The organism is Pantoea sp. WMus005, from assembly GCF_013415305.1.
GTDB classification, from domain to species: domain Bacteria; phylum Pseudomonadota; class Gammaproteobacteria; order Enterobacterales; family Enterobacteriaceae; genus Pantoea; species Pantoea rara.
Map to the genome: position 1 here is coordinate 1826002 of NZ_JACBXU010000001.1, position 16848 is coordinate 1842849.

Below are 16848 nucleotides of genomic sequence, written 5' to 3' on the forward strand. Positions count from 1 at the left end.
CCCGAACGAATGTGATGTAAGCTCAAAGCAATAAAAAATCAGCGGTAAGGAAGCAACGCCATGTCAGCAATAAAAACAGCCTACACCGTATTTCAGGGGAGAGCCGGCGATCCTAATGATCTTGCCCTACCTGGTGCCAGAGCAATTGGAGATTATCTCGCCTGTAAGACAGGTATCAATCCCGTGATAGTCGGAAATCCAGAAGCAGCCCTGAATGAGAAATGGCGTAAGGAGCTTGACGCTGCAATGTTAAATCTCGAGGCTGTTAAGGCACGATTTGAAGAGGTGCTTGCATCCGGAGCGGTGTCTGTAGCGGCTATCAGTCGCTGCGTGGTCTCACTGGCTACGTTGCCTGTCGTTGCAAAGTACCACCCTGATTGTTGCATAGTCTGGTTCGATGCTCATGCTGACCTGAATACGCCGGAGACATCAGAAACGGGTTACCTGGGAGGGCTCGCATTGGCAGGAGCCACGGGATTATGGGATTCAGGACTGGGTAATAGAGTGCGTATCGATCAGATTGTGCTTGTCGGGCAGCGAGATCTGGATCCGTTCGAAACAGCGCTGATAAGAGAACACTGCATCCCTCACACTACAGCAGGCCCTAATCTCTCCGGGCGTCTTAAAGCGGCGATTGCCGGGCGTAAGGTTTACGTTCATCTTGACTGTGACGTTCTTGAACCTGGGATTGTACCCACTGATTATAAAGTCGGGGGCGGTCTGACTCTTGAAGATTTACACGCCTGCAGTGAAATAATCGCCGCACATCGTTTCATCGGTATTGAAATTGCGGAATTCCAGAATGCCTGGGAGCGTGATGGTATGCCCGTTTCCCCTTCCGCTCTGCTTGAAACGCTTTCGCCATTAATAAATCGCTGATGTCTGGCTGAATGAGTTTGCAACGTTGTGTGCCAGGATGACTGCGCTGCATGGGTTCTGTTAATAAGGCTTCCGGGGGAGAAATTGAGATCTTAAAATATGCTCACCCTTAACCTGTGCCTTTGTGTTAGTTCAGGTAGTTATTTAACCTCTGCCATAAAACCCCCTGCCCGCACCTTATAATAATGTGATAAGCGTCTCATAATCATTCGTGATCGCCGTCAACTAATAGCAACTTTTAATAGTCAGTCTCATGGGCACTGTAAATAACTTTAATAATCAGCCTGATGTTTATCGGCAATTACCAACTTCAGTCATTGTTCAGAAGGGGGAAGTTGTGAGGATAATGTAAACGCCTCATCACTCTTAAACCCGGATTTTCAGGTAAAAATAACGCCTGTTCCTGCCGGAACTTTATTCACCTTACAGGTGAACAATATGAAAGCGTTAATATTACCGGCTATTACCCTGGTTTCTCTGATGATATTTTCCGTACAGGCGAAACAGATGAAAGTTGGCGTTGCCCTGGCTAACTTTGATCTCAACTTTATTTCCATCCTCCGCAGTCAGATGGCGTCAGAACTCCAGAAAGAGGATCTCGGTGGACAGTTTGTGGATGCCAAAGGTGATGTGGCACTACAGGCCCAGCAGGTTGATGATTTTATCAATCAGGGTGTGGATGCCATTATTCTGAATCCCGTTGATACGCAGGGTGTTCAGCCCATGATGAAAGCCGCCAGCAACGCCGGCATCCCCCTCATTTTTGTGAACAGGAAACCGGAAGTAAAGCTTTCTCCCGGTATGGCGTATGTAGGCTCTGATTCCGCGCTGGGTGGTGAGATGGAAATGGAAGCGCTGGCGAAAAAGATGAATTACAAAGGTAATGTCGCCATTTTGATGGGTGCCTTGTCTAATGAGGAGGCACATGAACGTACGCGGGCCACTGAGACAGTCATTGCCAAATACAAAGAGATGAAAGTTGTAGAAAAACAGACGGCAAAATGGCAGCGTAATGAAGCAGTTGACGTCGTTTCAGGCTGGCTGCTAAACGGCACCCCCGTCAACGCTATCGCCGCAAACAATGATGAGATGGCAATAGGTGCGATTATGGCGCTTAATCAGTCGGGTAATAAGGATATTTTAGTCGCCGGCATTGACGGCACACCCGATGGCGTGAAGTTTGTGCAGTCTGGTCGTATGACGCTGACGATTTTTCAGGACGCCCGTGGTCAGGCAACAGGGGCTGTAAAAGTGACCCGTGCGCTACTTGATAAGAAAAAGGTAGAGACCTATAACTGGATCCCTTACAAAATAATCACCTCAGAAAATTACCAACAGTTTCAGAGCGCCGGCCCGTCCCGGTAATCTTCCGGCCCACTGCAGCATGGGCCGGTACCGTTCCCGACTGGCATGTTAAAAGCGAGGCTGATTATGCTAACCCATTGCACGGACGATACCCGGAAGTATCCCGACTTTGCTGAGTTTTCATCACCAAAATTATTATTTGTCTGTAGGACAGAAGGCGAAGAATCCGCCATACCCCGCGTAATGCACAAGCATGATGATCGTATTGAAATCATGTTTATTGCCCGTGGCAGCGGAGACTACGTTATCGACGGTAAAAATTATCTGGCTCAGGAAGGGGATATCCTGATTTTTAACTCGGGTGTGGTACACGATGAACGCCCTCACATCAGCGGTGATTCACTGATTTACAGCTGCGGACTCAGCAATCTGGATATTCATGGGCTACCGCCTGATCATCTGCAGCCGCGTGAATATGGCGCCCTGGTTAAAAGTGGCCCACACTGCACCTCTGTACATGGACTTTTTGAAACACTTTGCGCTCAGTGTTTTGGCAAGAATAAGCATTATGGTGTTGTGGCGCATCATGTACTGAATGCCCTGTTGATCATTGTCCGCAATCTTTGTGAACAGCAGCAGGCGCGACTGGATGAGAGAACGCTCTCACTGGGTGAGCAGATAAAAGAGTTTATTGATGAAAATTATAACTCACCTATTACTCTTGAAGACATCACGCAGAAACTCCGTATTAACCGATTCTATCTGATCCACGTATTTAAAGAGTTTTCAGGCTATCCCCCTAAACAGTACATTATTCGCAGGCGTGTTGGCGAGGCACAGTCGCTACTTCTCAATACCGATATGGGTGTGACAGAAATCGCGACAAAAGTGGGTTACGACAGCGTCAATAATTTTCATCGCGTATTTAAAATGATCGTTGGCATACCGCCGACGCAATATAAAGTCCGCTGGATGGAGGGGATGAAAGCAACATAAATGATGCACACTGACCAGACGGCCAGTGTGCCGTCATTCAGATGGCAGGCAGAACGTAATCAGACCGCTCAACCATAGCAGTACGCCTGAGCAGTTCAACGGATTTGATGACACCTTCCATACGTGAAAGATTCATGTCTTCATGCTCAATGCTTAATGTCAGCCCTGGGTCGGCAAAATGCGCCAGTGCATAACAGAACTGATTCCACCATGACTCAGGCTGACCATATCCCAGGGTAACATAAGACCAGCTGCGTTCGCGGCTCATGGTCATCGGGCGGTTATCCAGCGCGGTTGCGGTCGCCCGATTAATGCTGTCAATAAAGGTATCTTTGGCATGAACGTGGTAAATCATGCTGCCTGCTGAACGAATGAACGCAAGCGGGTCGCCGCCCATCCAGATGATATGGCTGGGATCGAAATTGAGGCCCACTACATCCCCGGTAATATCATGAAGCTGCCTGAAGGTGGGCAGGTTATACGCCAGCTGCTGCCCATGTAGCTCAATACAGATCCGGACGCCGCTGTCACGCGCGACCTGTGCCAGGCTGCGCCAGTAGGACTCAGCCACTTCCCATTGATGTGCCAGAATCAGCTGCGTTTCTGGCGGCCAGGCGGTCACAATCCAGTTGGGAAAGCTGTCACCGGGTGCGCCGGGCAGACCGGACATGGTTATGACATTTTCCACTCCCATCAATGCGGCAAGCTCAATCGTTTTATGAAGGCATGCAGAATGCATCCTGCCGGTTTCAGCGGGGTGCAGTGGATTGCCGTTTGCGTTGAGAGCCGAAAGAGTGAGACCGTTATCACTCAGTCTGCTTTGTAAATCACGCCGTGATGCCGGATTACTCAGCAGTTTATCCAGATCGAGATGGGGAGCTGTTGACCAGTTCCCGGTAGCAAACTCCAGAGAGTCGAGCTTCAAATCAGCAGCCGTTTTGATAACGTCTTCAACGGAAAGATGACTGAGACTGTCAGACACTAATCCAAGTTTCATGTTCTGTCCTCTTATAGCGAGACCGTAACAACTTTGTGAGTTTTAAAGGATTCGACCGCGGCTTCAGCAAGTAACAGGGCTTTAAGACCATCATCAGCGGTGGTCGGCACCGGCCGTCCTTCTTTGATTGCAGCAACAAAGGCTTTCCACTGCTCGCGAAAAGCCTCCTGATAACGTTCCAGGAAAAAATGCAGCGGCTTCTGCGCCTGCGCGCCATATTCTTCAGTGACTTTAACCAGCGTTGTGGTCGGGACATTCCCTACATACAAACACCCTTTCTGACCGTGCGCTTCAATACGCTGGTCATATCCGTAACCGGAACGCCGGCTGTTATTGATTACGGCAATCTTTCCGGAGGCGGTCTGAAGCGTAATCACCGCGGTGTCCACATCCCCGGCAGCCTTGACCGTGGGGCTGACAAGCGCCGCAGCGGTAACAGAGACAGACACTGGCTCCTCACCCAGCTGAAAACGCGCCATATCGAAATCATGAATGGTCATGTCACGAAACATCCCTCCCGAAACCAGCAGGTAGTCATCCGGCAGCGGAGAGGGATCGCGGGAGTTGATTTGAAGATGCTCAAGCTCCCCGATCTCACCCGCTCTGAGCGCCCGGTTCAGGTGGGCATGGTTGGGATCAAAACGGCGATTAAAGCCGATCATAAATGGCACTCTTCGCTCATTTACTTCGGCGACGCAGGCCCTGACGCGTTCAATATTCAGATCGATCGGTTTTTCACAAAAAATAGCCTTGCCAGCACGGGCGGCCTGTAATGAAAAATCAGCATGGGTATCGGTAGATGTGGCAACCAGCACAATATCCACTTCCGGATGCGCTATGGCCTCTTCTGTGCTGAGTACGCGCGCTGCGAATCGCTCAGCCAGACTTTCTGCGGCTGCCGGGAAGAGATCAGATACCGAAAACAGAACAGTATCCGGATGATCATAAATATGACGGGCGTGGACTTGTGCAATTCTTCCTGCACCTAATAACGCAACTTTTAACATAGCTGACCTCTGATAGATGGTTTCCCCGAAAATGGGTCTGGAATAACAGCAATATTCAGACGTGCGCATTGCCCGCACCAAATAGCGTCTTTACTGCAAAAGCATAGGAAATGAACTTAAACAAAAAGAACGTATTTTTCAAAAATATTAGAAACCGAAATTTTATTTTTGTGACGTGGATGCTAAATATATAATTAGTGCTAAAAGTTGCTATTGATATCTTTATGAAATGATTAATTTTTACAGGATTTAGCCTGTTTTACAGGGCAATTAATTGCCCTCAGCACCGGCTGAGGGTGCATAAGTATGAACAGATAAAATTTCCCCAGGCACAACGGGAAAGGACACAGGTTCAAAAAATAAAAAAATAATTCATAAATTACAAATATTTAAAATAAATTCTCGCCAGATAAAGCTTCAAGCACTGACGCTGTAAACGTGAAGAACTTCACAGGACGGTGACATTTACCGACATATCGCAACTTATGGCATTGGAATATTAATTTCATTGTCGGTTAATAAAGAAGTTATTAATTCAGTGCTAAAAGAAGCACCCACGGCTTTTCGTTTACTGCGCCCCGGCGCGTTTCTGTTATGTGAAATAATTAAACCTACCAGGACGATGATTTATGAGTGAAGACAAGCTGACAAGAAAGACGGGTTCGGAAAACGTCTCCTCAAAAGGCCCGAACATGCAGCGCATAACCATTGTCTCCACCATTGGTGGACTCTGTTTTGGCTATGATACCGGCGTCATTTCAGGCGCATTACTGTTTATGAATGATGACCTGAACCTTTCTCCTTCAGCTGAGGGGTTTATTACCTCCTCACTATTATTTGGCGCAGCGTTTGGCTCCCTGCTGGGCGGAATGCTATCTGACAGACAGGGACGACGTAAAAACTTACTGTGGGTCGCGATATTTTTTGTCTTTGGTGCCCTTGCGACTTCTTTTGCGTGGGATGTGAATTCGATGCTTGTGGCGCGCTTCATTCTGGGGCTTGCGGTCGGTTGTGCCTCGGTTACGGTCCCCATATACATCGCTGAAATGGCGCCCGCGAACCAGCGGGAAAAACTGGTAACGGTTAATGAATTGATGATCGTCACCGGGCAGTTTCTCGCCTATTCCGTCAATGCCGGTATCGTGAATGCGTATCCGGAACTGAGCCACAGCTGGCGTATTATGCTGGCTATACCGGCTATACCCGGCATCATCCTGTGGATAGGGATGATGATGATGCCTGAATCCCCACGCTTTTTCCTGCAGCGCGGTCAGGAGGATGAAGCCAGAAACGTATTAAACAGCATTCGCGAGCCCCAGGTTGTCGAGAAGGAGATCAAAGACATCCGCACTATTATTGCGATGGACTCACATCCGGTTAGCCTGCGTAAAGAACTCAGTAAAAAGTGGGTATTAAAACTCATTCTTATCGGTCTGATGATTGTGCTTGCCACACGCGTGACGGGGGTAAATACCATCATGTACTACGCACCGACGGTCTTAAAGTCAACGGGACTTGGTGATGCCGCAGCCGTCACAGCCGCCGTAGCCAACGGTCTGATTTCCATTCTGGCTACGGTGCTTGGCATGATGATTATCGGTAAACTCCCCCGCCGTAAAATGTTTCTCACCGGTCAGACAGGTGTCACGCTGGTGCTGGTATTAATAGGGCTTTCTTTCAAAATATTTTTCCACAGTGAGACAATCAACGGGGTGGACGTACTGAAGGGCAACTTTGCGGGTGCCAGCTATATTATTCTCGCCCTTATGTCGCTGTTCCTCATCTTTATGCAGGGCTGGATAGCCCCCGTCTTCTGGCTCATGCTCTCTGAGATATATCCACTGCGGATTCGCGGCCTTGGTATGGGCATAGCGGTATTCGGGCTTTTTGGTTTTGATTTCGTTATTCAGTCACTTTTCCCAATCATGCTCCATGCCTGGGGAGGCGGAGCCACATTTGGCATATTTGCGCTTACCAACCTGGTGATGCTGATTTTGCTGTTCAGGTTCCTTCCTGAAACGCGCGGGCTTACGCTTGAAGAAATAGAGAAAAAATTCAGGCAGTAAACAGGACCCGTTAATTCTGTCATTGACGTTAAATCAGGAGAAAAGTGATGAAGATAACAGCTGAAAACGTGACGCTCGGTTGCCGGGCGAAAAACCGCGATGATGTACTGCGACAGGCCGCATTTGAACTGGCAGCCCGTGGCTGTGTAGATATAGGTTTCAGCAAGGCGTTACTGGACCGCGAAAAAGAGCTTTCGACCTGGATTGGTTCGGGGCTGGCCATGCCACACATTAACCGGCGTGATGCCAGGCGGGTTAATCGCAGTGCATTCCATTTTTTTCAGTTTCCTGAAGGAGTGTCATGGGACAAAAGCCATGTCGCTTTTCTTGTGGTGGTGGTGGCGGCGAAAGACGATGAGCATATTGACATGCTTTCAGGTCTTGCCGATCTGCTGGCAGATGAACGGAAAGTAACGAGGCTGTCTCTGGAAACGAATAAAGACGCGTTTCTGAATATACTGACCGATCAGGAATAAAGCGCTTCTCATCAGGAAACAATCAACCGTCTTTTATCTGTAATCATTTAGAGCGCGGTAAGAACACATATAACCGCCATGAGTGAAAGGCAGACACACCAGGGTACATAAAGGTTCATGTTTGCTATGGAATTATATGAAAAACTGGAGAGTGGTTTCTGCATCTCATTCAGTCTCTGCCCTGCCAGGCCACTCATCACTGACGTTATAATAATGTGGCACAGCAGAACGCGCGGGCTCGTCAGACAGTTGAAGAGCTCAAACAATAGGCCAGAAATATCCACGATTCCAGGGGCAGTCCCGATAGTCTGCTGCCCCTGGGACCGAAAATTACGCGTCAGCACCGCCTAAAACGGTGTCTAGTTGCATTTCTTTCAACACACGGTCTTGAATGGGTTGTTTAGCTGCGTTAATTTCATCAACCCCCCAAACTAAGCCAACCGGCGTACGTGTCGGGCGTTTGCCTTGTGGCATATCCGCGAGCGCTAAATAGGCGTCTACGACCATTTGTGGATCAGGTGCTTGATCACTCTGCATAAATTTACCGAATTCTTCGAACATAGCAGCAGGAATATGTGCTAAATCACCGTAGCTATCCAGTATGTCTGTGCGTGACGGTTGTTGTCCTGATGCACTTAAACCGGTGGGGAATGGGCCAGGTTGTACGATAGCAATATCGATGCCGAAGGGTGCCACTTCGTAGCGTAACCCCTGAAGATAGCCTTCCAGAGCGTGTTTAGTCGCGGCATAGGTAGAAAAATATGGCGCTGAAATTTGGCCAACCATGGATGAGGTGTTGATGATCAGGCCTGATCTGGCTTCACGCATAGCAGGCAAAACTGCCTGAATGGTCCGCATAGCACCGTAATAGTTAGTTTCCATCTGCTCGTGAGCCTGGGCAATGCTAAATGCTTCTGTAATGCCAAGGTACATTACACCGGCATTATTTAGCAAAACATCAATTTTGCCCGCTTTTTCAAGTACGCTTGCAATGGCTGTTTTGACCGATTCGTCATGGGTAACATCCATATCGACGACATGGATGGAATCACTATAGGCTTCCAGTTCAGCCTTAACGGTAGCGTTCTTGCCTGTCGGGCCGCGCATTGTGGCGAACACCTGATAGCCTTTATCTGCAAAATCCTTTACTGCTTTTTGACCAAATCCACTGCTGCTTCCTGTGACCACTATGCTTTTCTTTGCTTCGCTCATCTTTCGTTTCCTTCCAGATTGAAAATTAAATACCGGCTGGTACAATAAAAGGCAATGTATGACATGTCAAATTAAAATACCAGGCAGTATAAAATGAATTTACATCCCACTAAGCCTTCAAGAGGGCGGCCTAAGACTCTTGATCGTGACCATGTTTTAGATGTAGCAATGGATTCTTACTGGAAAGAGGATATAGGCAGCTTATCCCTTAATGAAATTTGCAGGAGATCAGGTGTATCGAAGCCTGGCCTTTATCGTGAATTTTCGAACGAAGATGGCTTAATGAAAGCTGTTCTTATCAGGTACCAGGAACAAGTGCTACGTCCTGTGCAAGAGATGTTAAAGAGTGACTCTCCGTTTCAGGAAGTCCTTGAGAACCTCGTGTCATTTGCCACGTCAGTGAGTTGTAACCATGAGTCCCCGATGGGGTGTCTTTTTGTAAAAATGCGTGAGGCTCGGATGCAATTAGGCGAAGCAACCCGCGCACAAGTCGATTTCCTTGAGGAGCAAGGCTTATCCACTTTCAAAGAATGGGTGAAGCGCTCAAAAGCCAACGGAGAATTTTCTGCCGATATGTCTCCAGAGTTTGCAGCGACATATATCGACGCGCAGTTAATTAATGCTTCGTCACTGCTAGCTCATGGAGAAGATCCGCAAACTGCGAAGAAGATATTATTAGTCGCTTTTTCTATGCTGAGATGATTTATCGCTGGGTTCAGCGTGAGTCCCTTTGATTTTTACTTTTACCGGCGTCGTAACAACAAAGCGGCCTATCGTTTTCCCGGGAAGATTTTAAATAACGTGAAAGGCTGGCAAATCCCCCGCCTCATCAACACCGATAAAGCCCCGACATAAGGCAGTGCGCCCGGCCAGCTCAAACGCGAAGGCCGGTGTCGGCGTAACGCTGAACACCGACTGATTACGCATTTTTGGCTGTCCGCTTCTGGCCCGAAGCGGACGTCAGCATCGACACTGATGGCCTGTCGTGGCTAAGTCCAATACGTTAACGGGCTGAGCAAAAGTACCTACCCAGACCCTGATATAACTCATTGCTGTAAAAAATCCCTTTATTCGCTCACTTGCCTTTAAAGGCTGAGTATCTCAACCCGGATCCCTTCCCATTCTCACCATTGCCCGATACCAGGCACCGCGCTGAATCGACCATCTCAACCCGACCGCAATCGCATTAATCTTCTGGTCAATGATCGCCTGCTCAAAGCGGCCGGTTTCACGGCCAGACATTGCCTGCGCCCAGGCTGGCATCAGCCCGAAGCCTGACTTAAGCATGATTTTCATCACCGGTTTCGCCTGCCAGCTGGGTGCAGGGGCATTCATCAGCAGTCGCGTCACTTCGGCGGTACGCTCATCAAAGCGCAGCTCTGAACGCATCTGTTGCAGATAATCCGCCACATCAACGACGCTTTTCGGCACCTTCTCCGCGCCCAGCGCTTCGGCAATCTGCGCCGCTTCCTGATAGTACTGATCCTGTTCGGCGCGGCTAAGCTGCGGATTTTTGTAGCGCAGATGGGCGGCCAGAAAACGGCTGGTCTCCGCCACATGCACCCAGGTCAGCAGATGCGGATCGCTGGCAGCATAGGGTTTTCCCGCGCTGTCGACGCCGCTGACTTTGAGGTGAATGCGTTTTACGCGCTCGATCAGCGTCTGTGCATCCTGCAAATTACCGTAGGTCGTCACGGCGATAAACTGACTGGTGCGACGCAGACGGCCCATCATATCTTCGCGGAAATTGGAGTGATCCCAGACGCCCGCCAGCGCCGCCGGATGCAGCATCTGCAACAGCAGCGCGCTGATCCCGCCGCACATCATAGCGGTGAAATCACCGTGGACGCGCCAGATCACGCTATCGGGGCCAAACAGACCGGGATCGCCAGGCGGTTGAGAAAGGTCAAATTCATTCATCGACAGGCCATTAAGGCGGAAGACCTGCTGCTGAATGCGGTCACGCAGATTAATCATAGCGGCTCTGATAGTGGATATGATGCGGCGCGCGGTAGCAGGACGCTCACGACGCGCCGCATCACCTTCCCCTGCATTCAGGGAAAAGGCTGACGGTTATTGATAGTTGAACTGCGCATCCTGAGTACGCACGGAATCGAGTCCAATCATCACGTTGAATTTGCCGGGCTCCGCAACATGCTGCATCTGCTGGTTCCAGAATTTCAGCGCATCGACGTCGATCTTAAAGGTCACGGTTTGCGACTCACCCGCTTTCAGCATGATGCGTTTGAAACCACGCAGCTCCTGCACCGGACGGCTGATGGACGCGACCGGATCGTTCAGGTACATCTGCACCACCGTCGCGCCATCGCGCTTACCGCTGTTGGTCACCGTGACACTGGCTTCAATGCTGCCGTCGCGTGGCATGGCTGGCGACGACATTTTGACCGGCGACACGGTGAAAGTCGTGTAGCTCAGGCCGTAACCAAACGGATAGAGCGGACCATTAGCTGCATCGTAGTAGTGCGACGTGTACTTGTTCGGCTTAGCAAAGTTGTAAGGACGACCGGTTGGCAGATGGTTGTAGTAGATCGGAATCTGACCCACTGAACGCGGGAAGGAGACCGGCAATTTGCCCGACGGGTTGTAGTCGCCGAACAGCACATCGGCGATGGCGTTGCCGCCTTCAGTGCCGCTGAACCAGGTTTCCAGCATCGCATCAGCCATGCGATCTTCATTCACCACCGACAGCGGGCGTCCGTTCATCAGTACAATCACCAGCGGCTTACCGGTGGCTTTGAGCGCGGCTAACAGCTTCTGCTGGCTCGGCGGGATCACCAGATCGCTGCGGCTGGAGGCTTCGTGCGCCATACCCTGCGCTTCACCCACGGCGGCGACCACCACATCGGCCTGCTTCGCTTTAGCGACCGCGTCATCAATCATCTGTTGCGGTGAACGCGTATCAACAGAAACAGCCTGCTCATAGAGGTTCAGGAAGTCCTGAATCCCTTTGTTGTCGGTGACGTTCGCGCCCTTCTCATACAGCAGCGTCGCTTTGCCTTCTGTGGCATTGCGCATGCCCTGCAGCAGCGAAACGGATTGCTTCGCCACGCCCGCCGCAGACCAGCTGCCCATAATGTCGCGCTGGCTGTCTGCCAGCGGACCAATCAGGGCAATGGTGCCCGATTTTTTCAGCGGCAGTGTTTCCAGACGGTTTTTCAGCAACACGATGCTTTTACGCGCGACGTCGCGCGCTTCAGTCCGATGCAGACGGCTTTCCGCATTGGTATCCTGCGGGTCACTCTCTTTCGGACCTAAATGGCTGTAGGGATCGTTAAACAGGCCCATGTCATATTTGACGTTAAGCACATGCCGTGCCGCATCATCAATTTCAGCCATGGTAACGTCGCCGCTCTTCACCAGCGCAGGCAGATACTTGCTGTAATATTCGTCGCTCATGCTCATATCGACGCCCGACTTCAGAGCGATGCGCACCGCTTCCTGCGGATCGCTGGCGACGCCATGTTTGATCAGCTCTTTAATCGCACCGTGATCGCTGATGGTGATGCCTTTGAATTTCCACTTATCACGCAGCAGATCTTTCAGCAGCCAGCTGTCTGCCGTGGCCGGTACGCCATTGATGGAGTTGAGCGCCACCATCACGCCGCCGCTGCCCGCATCCAGTGAGGCTTTGTAGGGCGGCAGATAGTCCTGGAACATACGCTGCGGACTCATGTCCACGGTGTTGTAATCGCGTCCCCCTTCCACTGCGCCATAGAGTGCGAAATGCTTCACGCTGGTCATTACGCTGTAGCGATCGGCCGCGCTTTTTCCCTGCATCGACTGCACCATGCTGCGACCCATTTCGCTGGTGAGATACGTATCCTCACCGAAACCTTCGGAACCACGACCCCAGCGCGGTTCGCGGCTGACATCCACCATCGGTGCCCATGTCATATTCAGCCCATCGTCGGCCGCTTCATAGGCGGAGACGCGCCCCACCTCTTTCACCGCATCCAGATCCCAGCTCGACGCCAGGGCTAAAGGAATCGGGAAAATGGTGCGCTGACCATGAATAACGTCGTAGGCGAAAAACAGCGGGATCTTCAGGCGGCTGAGCTGCATCGCCTGATCCTGCATCGCGCGGATATCCTGACGGGTCACAGTATTAAAGATCGCGCCAACCTGACTCTTCTGAATCATGTCGCGAATCACTTCTTTCGGATTATCAGGTCCGACGCTGATTAAACGCAGCTGGCCGATTTTCTCGTCCAGCGTCATTTTTTTAAGCAGTTGGTTAACGAAGGCATCCCGCGCCTGTTCGGTCATCGGGTGGTTACCTTGCACTGTCTCAGCTAAAGCGGGTTGCATCGCGAGGGAGACAGCGAGACTAACAGAGCAAATCCATTTCATCAGGTTGGGTTCTCTTAAGTAACTGCGCAATATCGAATTAACAGGCGGCAGTGTGCCACAAGATGAGAATAGCAGGTAGCGGTCAGGGTCACACTGCGTTGTGGTCAGTTGACGTGCTACAGTTAGGACGCACTGATAAGACAAGGGAATTGCTCATGACACAAACCTCTGCCCTGCTTTCTGACCTGCGCCGCCTGGTCGGCCCCTCTCATCTGCTGACAGAACCTGAACAGACCGCCCGCTATCGCAAAGGCTTTCGCTCCGGCGAAGGTGACGCGCTGGCCGTGGCGTTTCCTGGTACGCTGCTGGAGCTCTGGCGGGTACTGCAAACGCTGGTGAATGCGGATGTCATCATCCTGATGCAGGCGGCCAATACCGGCCTGACCGAAGGGTCAACGCCGCATGGCGACGATTACGATCGCCCGCTGGTGATCGTCAGTACCCTGCGACTCGATAAGCTTCAGCTGATTGACAGTGGCCAGCAGGTGCTGGCGTTCCCCGGCAGTACACTCTATCAGCTGGAAAAAGCGCTCAAGCCGCTGGGGCGCGAGCCTCACTCGGTGATTGGCTCCTCCTGTATTGGTGCCTCGGTGCTGGGCGGGATCTGCAATAATTCCGGCGGATCACTGATCAAGCGCGGCCCGGCCTACAGCGAAATGGCCCTGTTTGCTCAGATTGATGCACAGGGAAGACTGAAGCTGGTTAACCATCTGGGTATCGATCTGGGGACCTCACCAGAAGAGATTCTGGGGCGACTGGATGACGATCGCTGGCAGCCTAAAGATGTGCAGCACGATGGCCGTCATGCTTCCGATCATGAATATGCAGACCGGGTGCGTGAAGTTGATGCCGATACGCCAGCGCGTTACAACGCTGATGCGCGTCGCCTGTTCGAAGCATCCGGCTGTGCCGGGAAACTGGCGGTCTTCGCGGTGCGACTTGATACCTTCCCCACCGAACCGCAGCAGCAGGTGTTTTACATCGGCACTAACGAACCCGCTGTGCTCAACGATATCCGCCGTCACATGCTGGCGCATTTTACTCATTTGCCGGTGGCGGGCGAATATATGCACCGCGACATCTATGACATTGCGGAAGTCTATGGCAAAGACACCTTCCTGATGATCGACAAGCTGGGCACCGATAAGATGCCGCTGTTTTTCACGCTGAAGGGGCGGATTGATGCCTGGCTGAACAAGCTCTCCTTCGTTAAACCGCACTTCAGCGATCGCCTGCTGCAGCGCCTGAGTAAACTGTTTCCGGCGCATCTGCCCAAACGCATGAAGCAGTATCGCGATAAATATGAACATCATCTGATGCTGAAGATGTCGGGCGACGGCGTGGCAGAAGCGCGTCAGTTCCTGCGTGACTACTTCCGCGAAGGCGGCGGCGAGTTCTTTGAGTGTGAAGGCAAAGAAGGTGCGCACGCCTTTCTGCATCGCTTCGCGGCGGCAGGTGCGGCCGTGCGCTACCACGCGGTGCATGCCGATGAGGTCGATGATATTCTGGCGCTGGATATCGCCCTGCGCCGCAACGATGCGGACTGGTTTGAAACCCTGCCCGATGAGATTCGCGCATCTTTAAGCCATCGCCTCTACTATGGTCACTTCTTCTGTCATGTCTTCCATCAGGATTACATCGTCAGAAAAGGGGTCGATGTGCACGCGCTGAAAGCGCAGATGCTGGAGATCCTTCAGGCGCGCGGCGCGGAATATCCCGCTGAACATAACGTTGGGCATCTCTATCAGGCGAAACCGCAACTGGCGGCGTTCTATCGCCGGCTCGATCCGACTAACAGCTTCAATCCCGGCATTGGCAAAACCAGCAAGCAAAAAGGCTGGGCGGTGAAACAGGTTTAATGGCGTTACCGGTCAGCCTGCCTGTCTGAGCAGGCTGACCGTCATATTTTTGATTGATCTGTTCGTTCCCGGCTGCGGCCCATTTTATTACTAACATCTTTTCAAAAAATTAATTCCCCTTCCCAGATTGCACCTTATTAATTCCCCCGTTGTTGGGTTATGCGCAACGTCTCACAAATCGTCACACTGCCATTTGATAATTCGCGCCACGAAAAATAAATTATCGCCACAAAAACAATATCTTTATTAAATTGGATCTCATTCAGGGAGGATGAGTGATGGGGAAAATTAATTACGCGCTTGCGTTACTGGAATTAGCCATTTTGACCATTGCGTTATCAGCAGTCAGTCCCTCGCCGGCTTATGCCAGTGGGTTTATTGACGACGCATCGCTTAAAGGGAATGTTTTTTACTGGCAGCGTCAGCGCGATCGCAGAAACACCGAGCCCGCCAGTGAATATCAGGGGCAATATCGGGCTAATTTACATCACACCTCGCTCAACAGTAATCTCGACTTTCAGTCAGGCTATGCCGGGGAGTGGATTGGTCTGGACCTCGCCATTTTTGGTGCAGCCGAACTCTCTGACAGCGGCCCCGCTGCTCCCAATGAAATTGGCTTCAGTAAGGCACGTACCCGCTGGGATGAAAAGTGGAATGGCGACAGCGGCGGCGCATCAATTTATAAAGCCGCGCTAAAATTAAAATATAACGATTACTGGTTACGCGCCGGATATATTCAGCCAACCGGCCAGACCATTATTGCGCCGCACTGGAGTTTCTTACCCGGTACCTATCGCGGCGCCGAAGTGGGTGCGATGTATGATTTTCAGGAGGCGGGCGCATTATCCCTCTCCTGGATGTGGAGCGATAAATATAAAGCGCCCTGGTATCGTGATTTATATGATTTCCGGCAGGCTGATGGCAAAACGCATATCAGCTACCTGCATTCATTCGGCATGAAATATGACTTCAAAAATAATCTGGTGCTGGAAGGTGCATTTGGCCAGGCGGCAAATTATATGGATCAATATTTTGCCAAAGCCTCATGGTCGGCCACACCTTACGGCAATGCACTCTCCACCAGCTATCAGTTTTATGGTGCGCATGACAACGTTTCAGGTGGTGCCGCTAATCCCCGTGATGTCTACGATGGGCTGGCCTGGTTACAGGCGATCACGGTCGGCTATAACGTCGGCCCGGTAGATTTGCGCCTTGAAGGCAGCTGGGTTAAGGCGGAGGGTAATCAGGGCTTCTTTCTGCAGCGCATGACGCCCGGATACGCCAGCTCCAATGGACGACTGGATATCTGGTGGGATGCCCGTTCCGACTGGAATGCCAATGGCGAAAAAGCGGTTTTTGCCGGTGCGATGCTCGACTTAACGCCGTGGCAGCTGGCGGGATGGAAAGTGGGCGCATCGTACGTCTGGGGCTGGGACGCCAGACCCGCCACCCTGCCCACCGTTGACCAGAGTCAGCGGCTGAAAGAGTCTGCCTGGAACCTTGATCTGATCTATCAAATCCAGCAGGGCCGCGCCAAAGATACTCTGTTCAAACTGCACTATACCCGCTACGACAATCACAGCGATCTGCCCAGTTACAGTGGCGGTTACGGCAACATTTTCCAGGACGAGAAGGACATCAAATTTATGGTTATCGTGCCATTTACCCTGTTCTGACGCT

Annotated in this window: 13 protein-coding genes and 1 pseudogene; 9 read left to right on the forward strand and 5 right to left on the reverse strand. The window is 51.2% G+C overall.

Going from position 1 to position 16848, the window contains the following annotated elements:
* Positions 1–60 precede the first annotated feature (60 nt).
* The 3 genes from HZZ01_RS08305 (at position 61) to HZZ01_RS08315 (ending at position 3180) form a co-directional block, all read left to right on the forward strand.
* Positions 61–879, forward strand: a complete 819-nt coding sequence (locus HZZ01_RS08305) for an arginase family protein (RefSeq protein ID WP_179896365.1) — start codon at positions 61–63, stop codon at positions 877–879.
* Positions 880–1317: 438 nt separating this feature from the next.
* On the forward strand, positions 1318–2244 hold the full coding sequence (locus HZZ01_RS08310; protein WP_179896367.1) for a substrate-binding domain-containing protein: 927 nt from the start codon (positions 1318–1320) through the stop codon (positions 2242–2244).
* Positions 2245–2427: 183 nt separating this feature from the next.
* Positions 2428–3180: an AraC family transcriptional regulator gene (locus HZZ01_RS08315; RefSeq protein ID WP_179896369.1), complete on the forward strand. Its 753-nt coding sequence runs from the start codon at positions 2428–2430 to the stop codon at positions 3178–3180.
* Positions 3181–3217: 37 nt separating this feature from the next.
* On the opposite strand, the gene HZZ01_RS08320 is transcribed toward HZZ01_RS08315, so the two are convergent.
* Both HZZ01_RS08320 and iolG read right to left on the reverse strand, forming a co-directional pair.
* Entirely contained in the window at positions 3218–4177 is a 960-nt protein-coding gene (locus HZZ01_RS08320; protein WP_179896371.1) for a sugar phosphate isomerase/epimerase, read from the reverse strand.
* Positions 4178–4188: 11 nt separating this feature from the next.
* Positions 4189–5184, reverse strand: a complete 996-nt coding sequence (iolG, locus tag HZZ01_RS08325) for an inositol 2-dehydrogenase (protein WP_179897131.1) — start codon at positions 5182–5184, stop codon at positions 4189–4191.
* A gap of 629 nt (positions 5185–5813) precedes the next feature.
* Between iolG and HZZ01_RS08330 the strand changes: the two genes are divergently transcribed.
* Together HZZ01_RS08330 and HZZ01_RS08335 are read left to right on the forward strand one after the other, a co-directional pair.
* Complete coding sequence (locus HZZ01_RS08330) at positions 5814–7250, forward strand: sugar porter family MFS transporter (RefSeq protein ID WP_179896373.1); 1437 nt, start codon at positions 5814–5816, stop codon at positions 7248–7250.
* Positions 7251–7297: 47 nt separating this feature from the next.
* A complete protein-coding gene (locus tag HZZ01_RS08335; protein ID WP_179896375.1) occupies positions 7298–7726 on the forward strand; it encodes a PTS sugar transporter subunit IIA in 429 nt (142 codons plus the stop codon).
* A gap of 330 nt (positions 7727–8056) precedes the next feature.
* On the opposite strand, the gene HZZ01_RS08340 is transcribed toward HZZ01_RS08335, so the two are convergent.
* Positions 8057–8938 (reverse strand): SDR family oxidoreductase, encoded by an 882-nt coding sequence (locus HZZ01_RS08340; protein WP_179896376.1) that lies wholly within the window; start codon positions 8936–8938, stop codon positions 8057–8059.
* A gap of 93 nt (positions 8939–9031) precedes the next feature.
* On the opposite strand from HZZ01_RS08340, the gene HZZ01_RS08345 reads away from it, so the two are divergent.
* Positions 9032–9640, forward strand: coding sequence for a TetR/AcrR family transcriptional regulator (locus HZZ01_RS08345; RefSeq protein ID WP_179896378.1), 609 nt, complete (start codon positions 9032–9034; stop codon positions 9638–9640).
* A gap of 30 nt (positions 9641–9670) precedes the next feature.
* Positions 9671–9865, forward strand: a pseudogene (locus HZZ01_RS20960) (DDE-type integrase/transposase/recombinase); the annotation flags it as partial.
* Positions 9866–10039: 174 nt separating this feature from the next.
* Here the strand turns inward: HZZ01_RS20960 and HZZ01_RS08350 are convergent.
* Both HZZ01_RS08350 and bglX read right to left on the reverse strand, forming a co-directional pair.
* A complete protein-coding gene (locus HZZ01_RS08350; protein ID WP_179896380.1) occupies positions 10040–10915 on the reverse strand; it encodes an oxygenase MpaB family protein in 876 nt (291 codons plus the stop codon).
* A 96-nt stretch (positions 10916–11011) separates the two neighbouring features.
* Positions 11012–13309, reverse strand: coding sequence for a beta-glucosidase BglX (bglX, locus tag HZZ01_RS08355; protein WP_179896381.1), 2298 nt, complete (start codon positions 13307–13309; stop codon positions 11012–11014).
* A 155-nt stretch (positions 13310–13464) separates the two neighbouring features.
* Here bglX and dld point away from each other — a divergent pair, with 155 nt between their 5' ends.
* Together dld and HZZ01_RS08365 are read left to right on the forward strand one after the other, a co-directional pair.
* Positions 13465–15168, forward strand: a complete 1704-nt coding sequence (dld, locus tag HZZ01_RS08360) for a D-lactate dehydrogenase (RefSeq protein WP_179896383.1) — start codon at positions 13465–13467, stop codon at positions 15166–15168.
* 278 nt (positions 15169–15446) lie between these two features.
* On the forward strand, positions 15447–16844 hold the full coding sequence (locus tag HZZ01_RS08365; protein WP_179896385.1) for an OprD family outer membrane porin: 1398 nt from the start codon (positions 15447–15449) through the stop codon (positions 16842–16844).
* The last annotated feature ends 4 nt before the right edge of the window (positions 16845–16848 follow it).

Bases quoted from the DNA above. Each gene is read 5' to 3' on its own strand.
- HZZ01_RS08305 (WP_179896365.1), top strand. From the start codon at position 61: ATGTCAGCAATAAAAACAGCCTACACCGTATTTCAGGGGAGAGCCGGC.
- HZZ01_RS08310 (WP_179896367.1), top strand. From the start codon at position 1,318: ATGAAAGCGTTAATATTACCGGCTATTACCCTGGTTTCTCTGATGATA.
- HZZ01_RS08315 (WP_179896369.1), top strand. From the start codon at position 2,428: ATGCACAAGCATGATGATCGTATTGAAATCATGTTTATTGCCCGTGGC.
- HZZ01_RS08320 (WP_179896371.1), bottom strand. From the start codon at position 4,177: ATGAAACTTGGATTAGTGTCTGACAGTCTCAGTCATCTTTCCGTTGAA.
- iolG (WP_179897131.1), bottom strand. From the start codon at position 5,184: ATGTTAAAAGTTGCGTTATTAGGTGCAGGAAGAATTGCACAAGTCCAC.
- HZZ01_RS08330 (WP_179896373.1), top strand. From the start codon at position 5,814: ATGAGTGAAGACAAGCTGACAAGAAAGACGGGTTCGGAAAACGTCTCC.
- HZZ01_RS08335 (WP_179896375.1), top strand. From the start codon at position 7,298: ATGAAGATAACAGCTGAAAACGTGACGCTCGGTTGCCGGGCGAAAAAC.
- HZZ01_RS08340 (WP_179896376.1), bottom strand. From the start codon at position 8,938: ATGAGCGAAGCAAAGAAAAGCATAGTGGTCACAGGAAGCAGCAGTGGA.
- HZZ01_RS08345 (WP_179896378.1), top strand. From the start codon at position 9,032: ATGAATTTACATCCCACTAAGCCTTCAAGAGGGCGGCCTAAGACTCTT.
- HZZ01_RS08350 (WP_179896380.1), bottom strand. From the start codon at position 10,915: ATGATTAATCTGCGTGACCGCATTCAGCAGCAGGTCTTCCGCCTTAAT.
- bglX (WP_179896381.1), bottom strand. From the start codon at position 13,309: ATGAAATGGATTTGCTCTGTTAGTCTCGCTGTCTCCCTCGCGATGCAA.
- dld (WP_179896383.1), top strand. From the start codon at position 13,465: ATGACACAAACCTCTGCCCTGCTTTCTGACCTGCGCCGCCTGGTCGGC.
- HZZ01_RS08365 (WP_179896385.1), top strand. From the start codon at position 15,447: ATGGGGAAAATTAATTACGCGCTTGCGTTACTGGAATTAGCCATTTTG.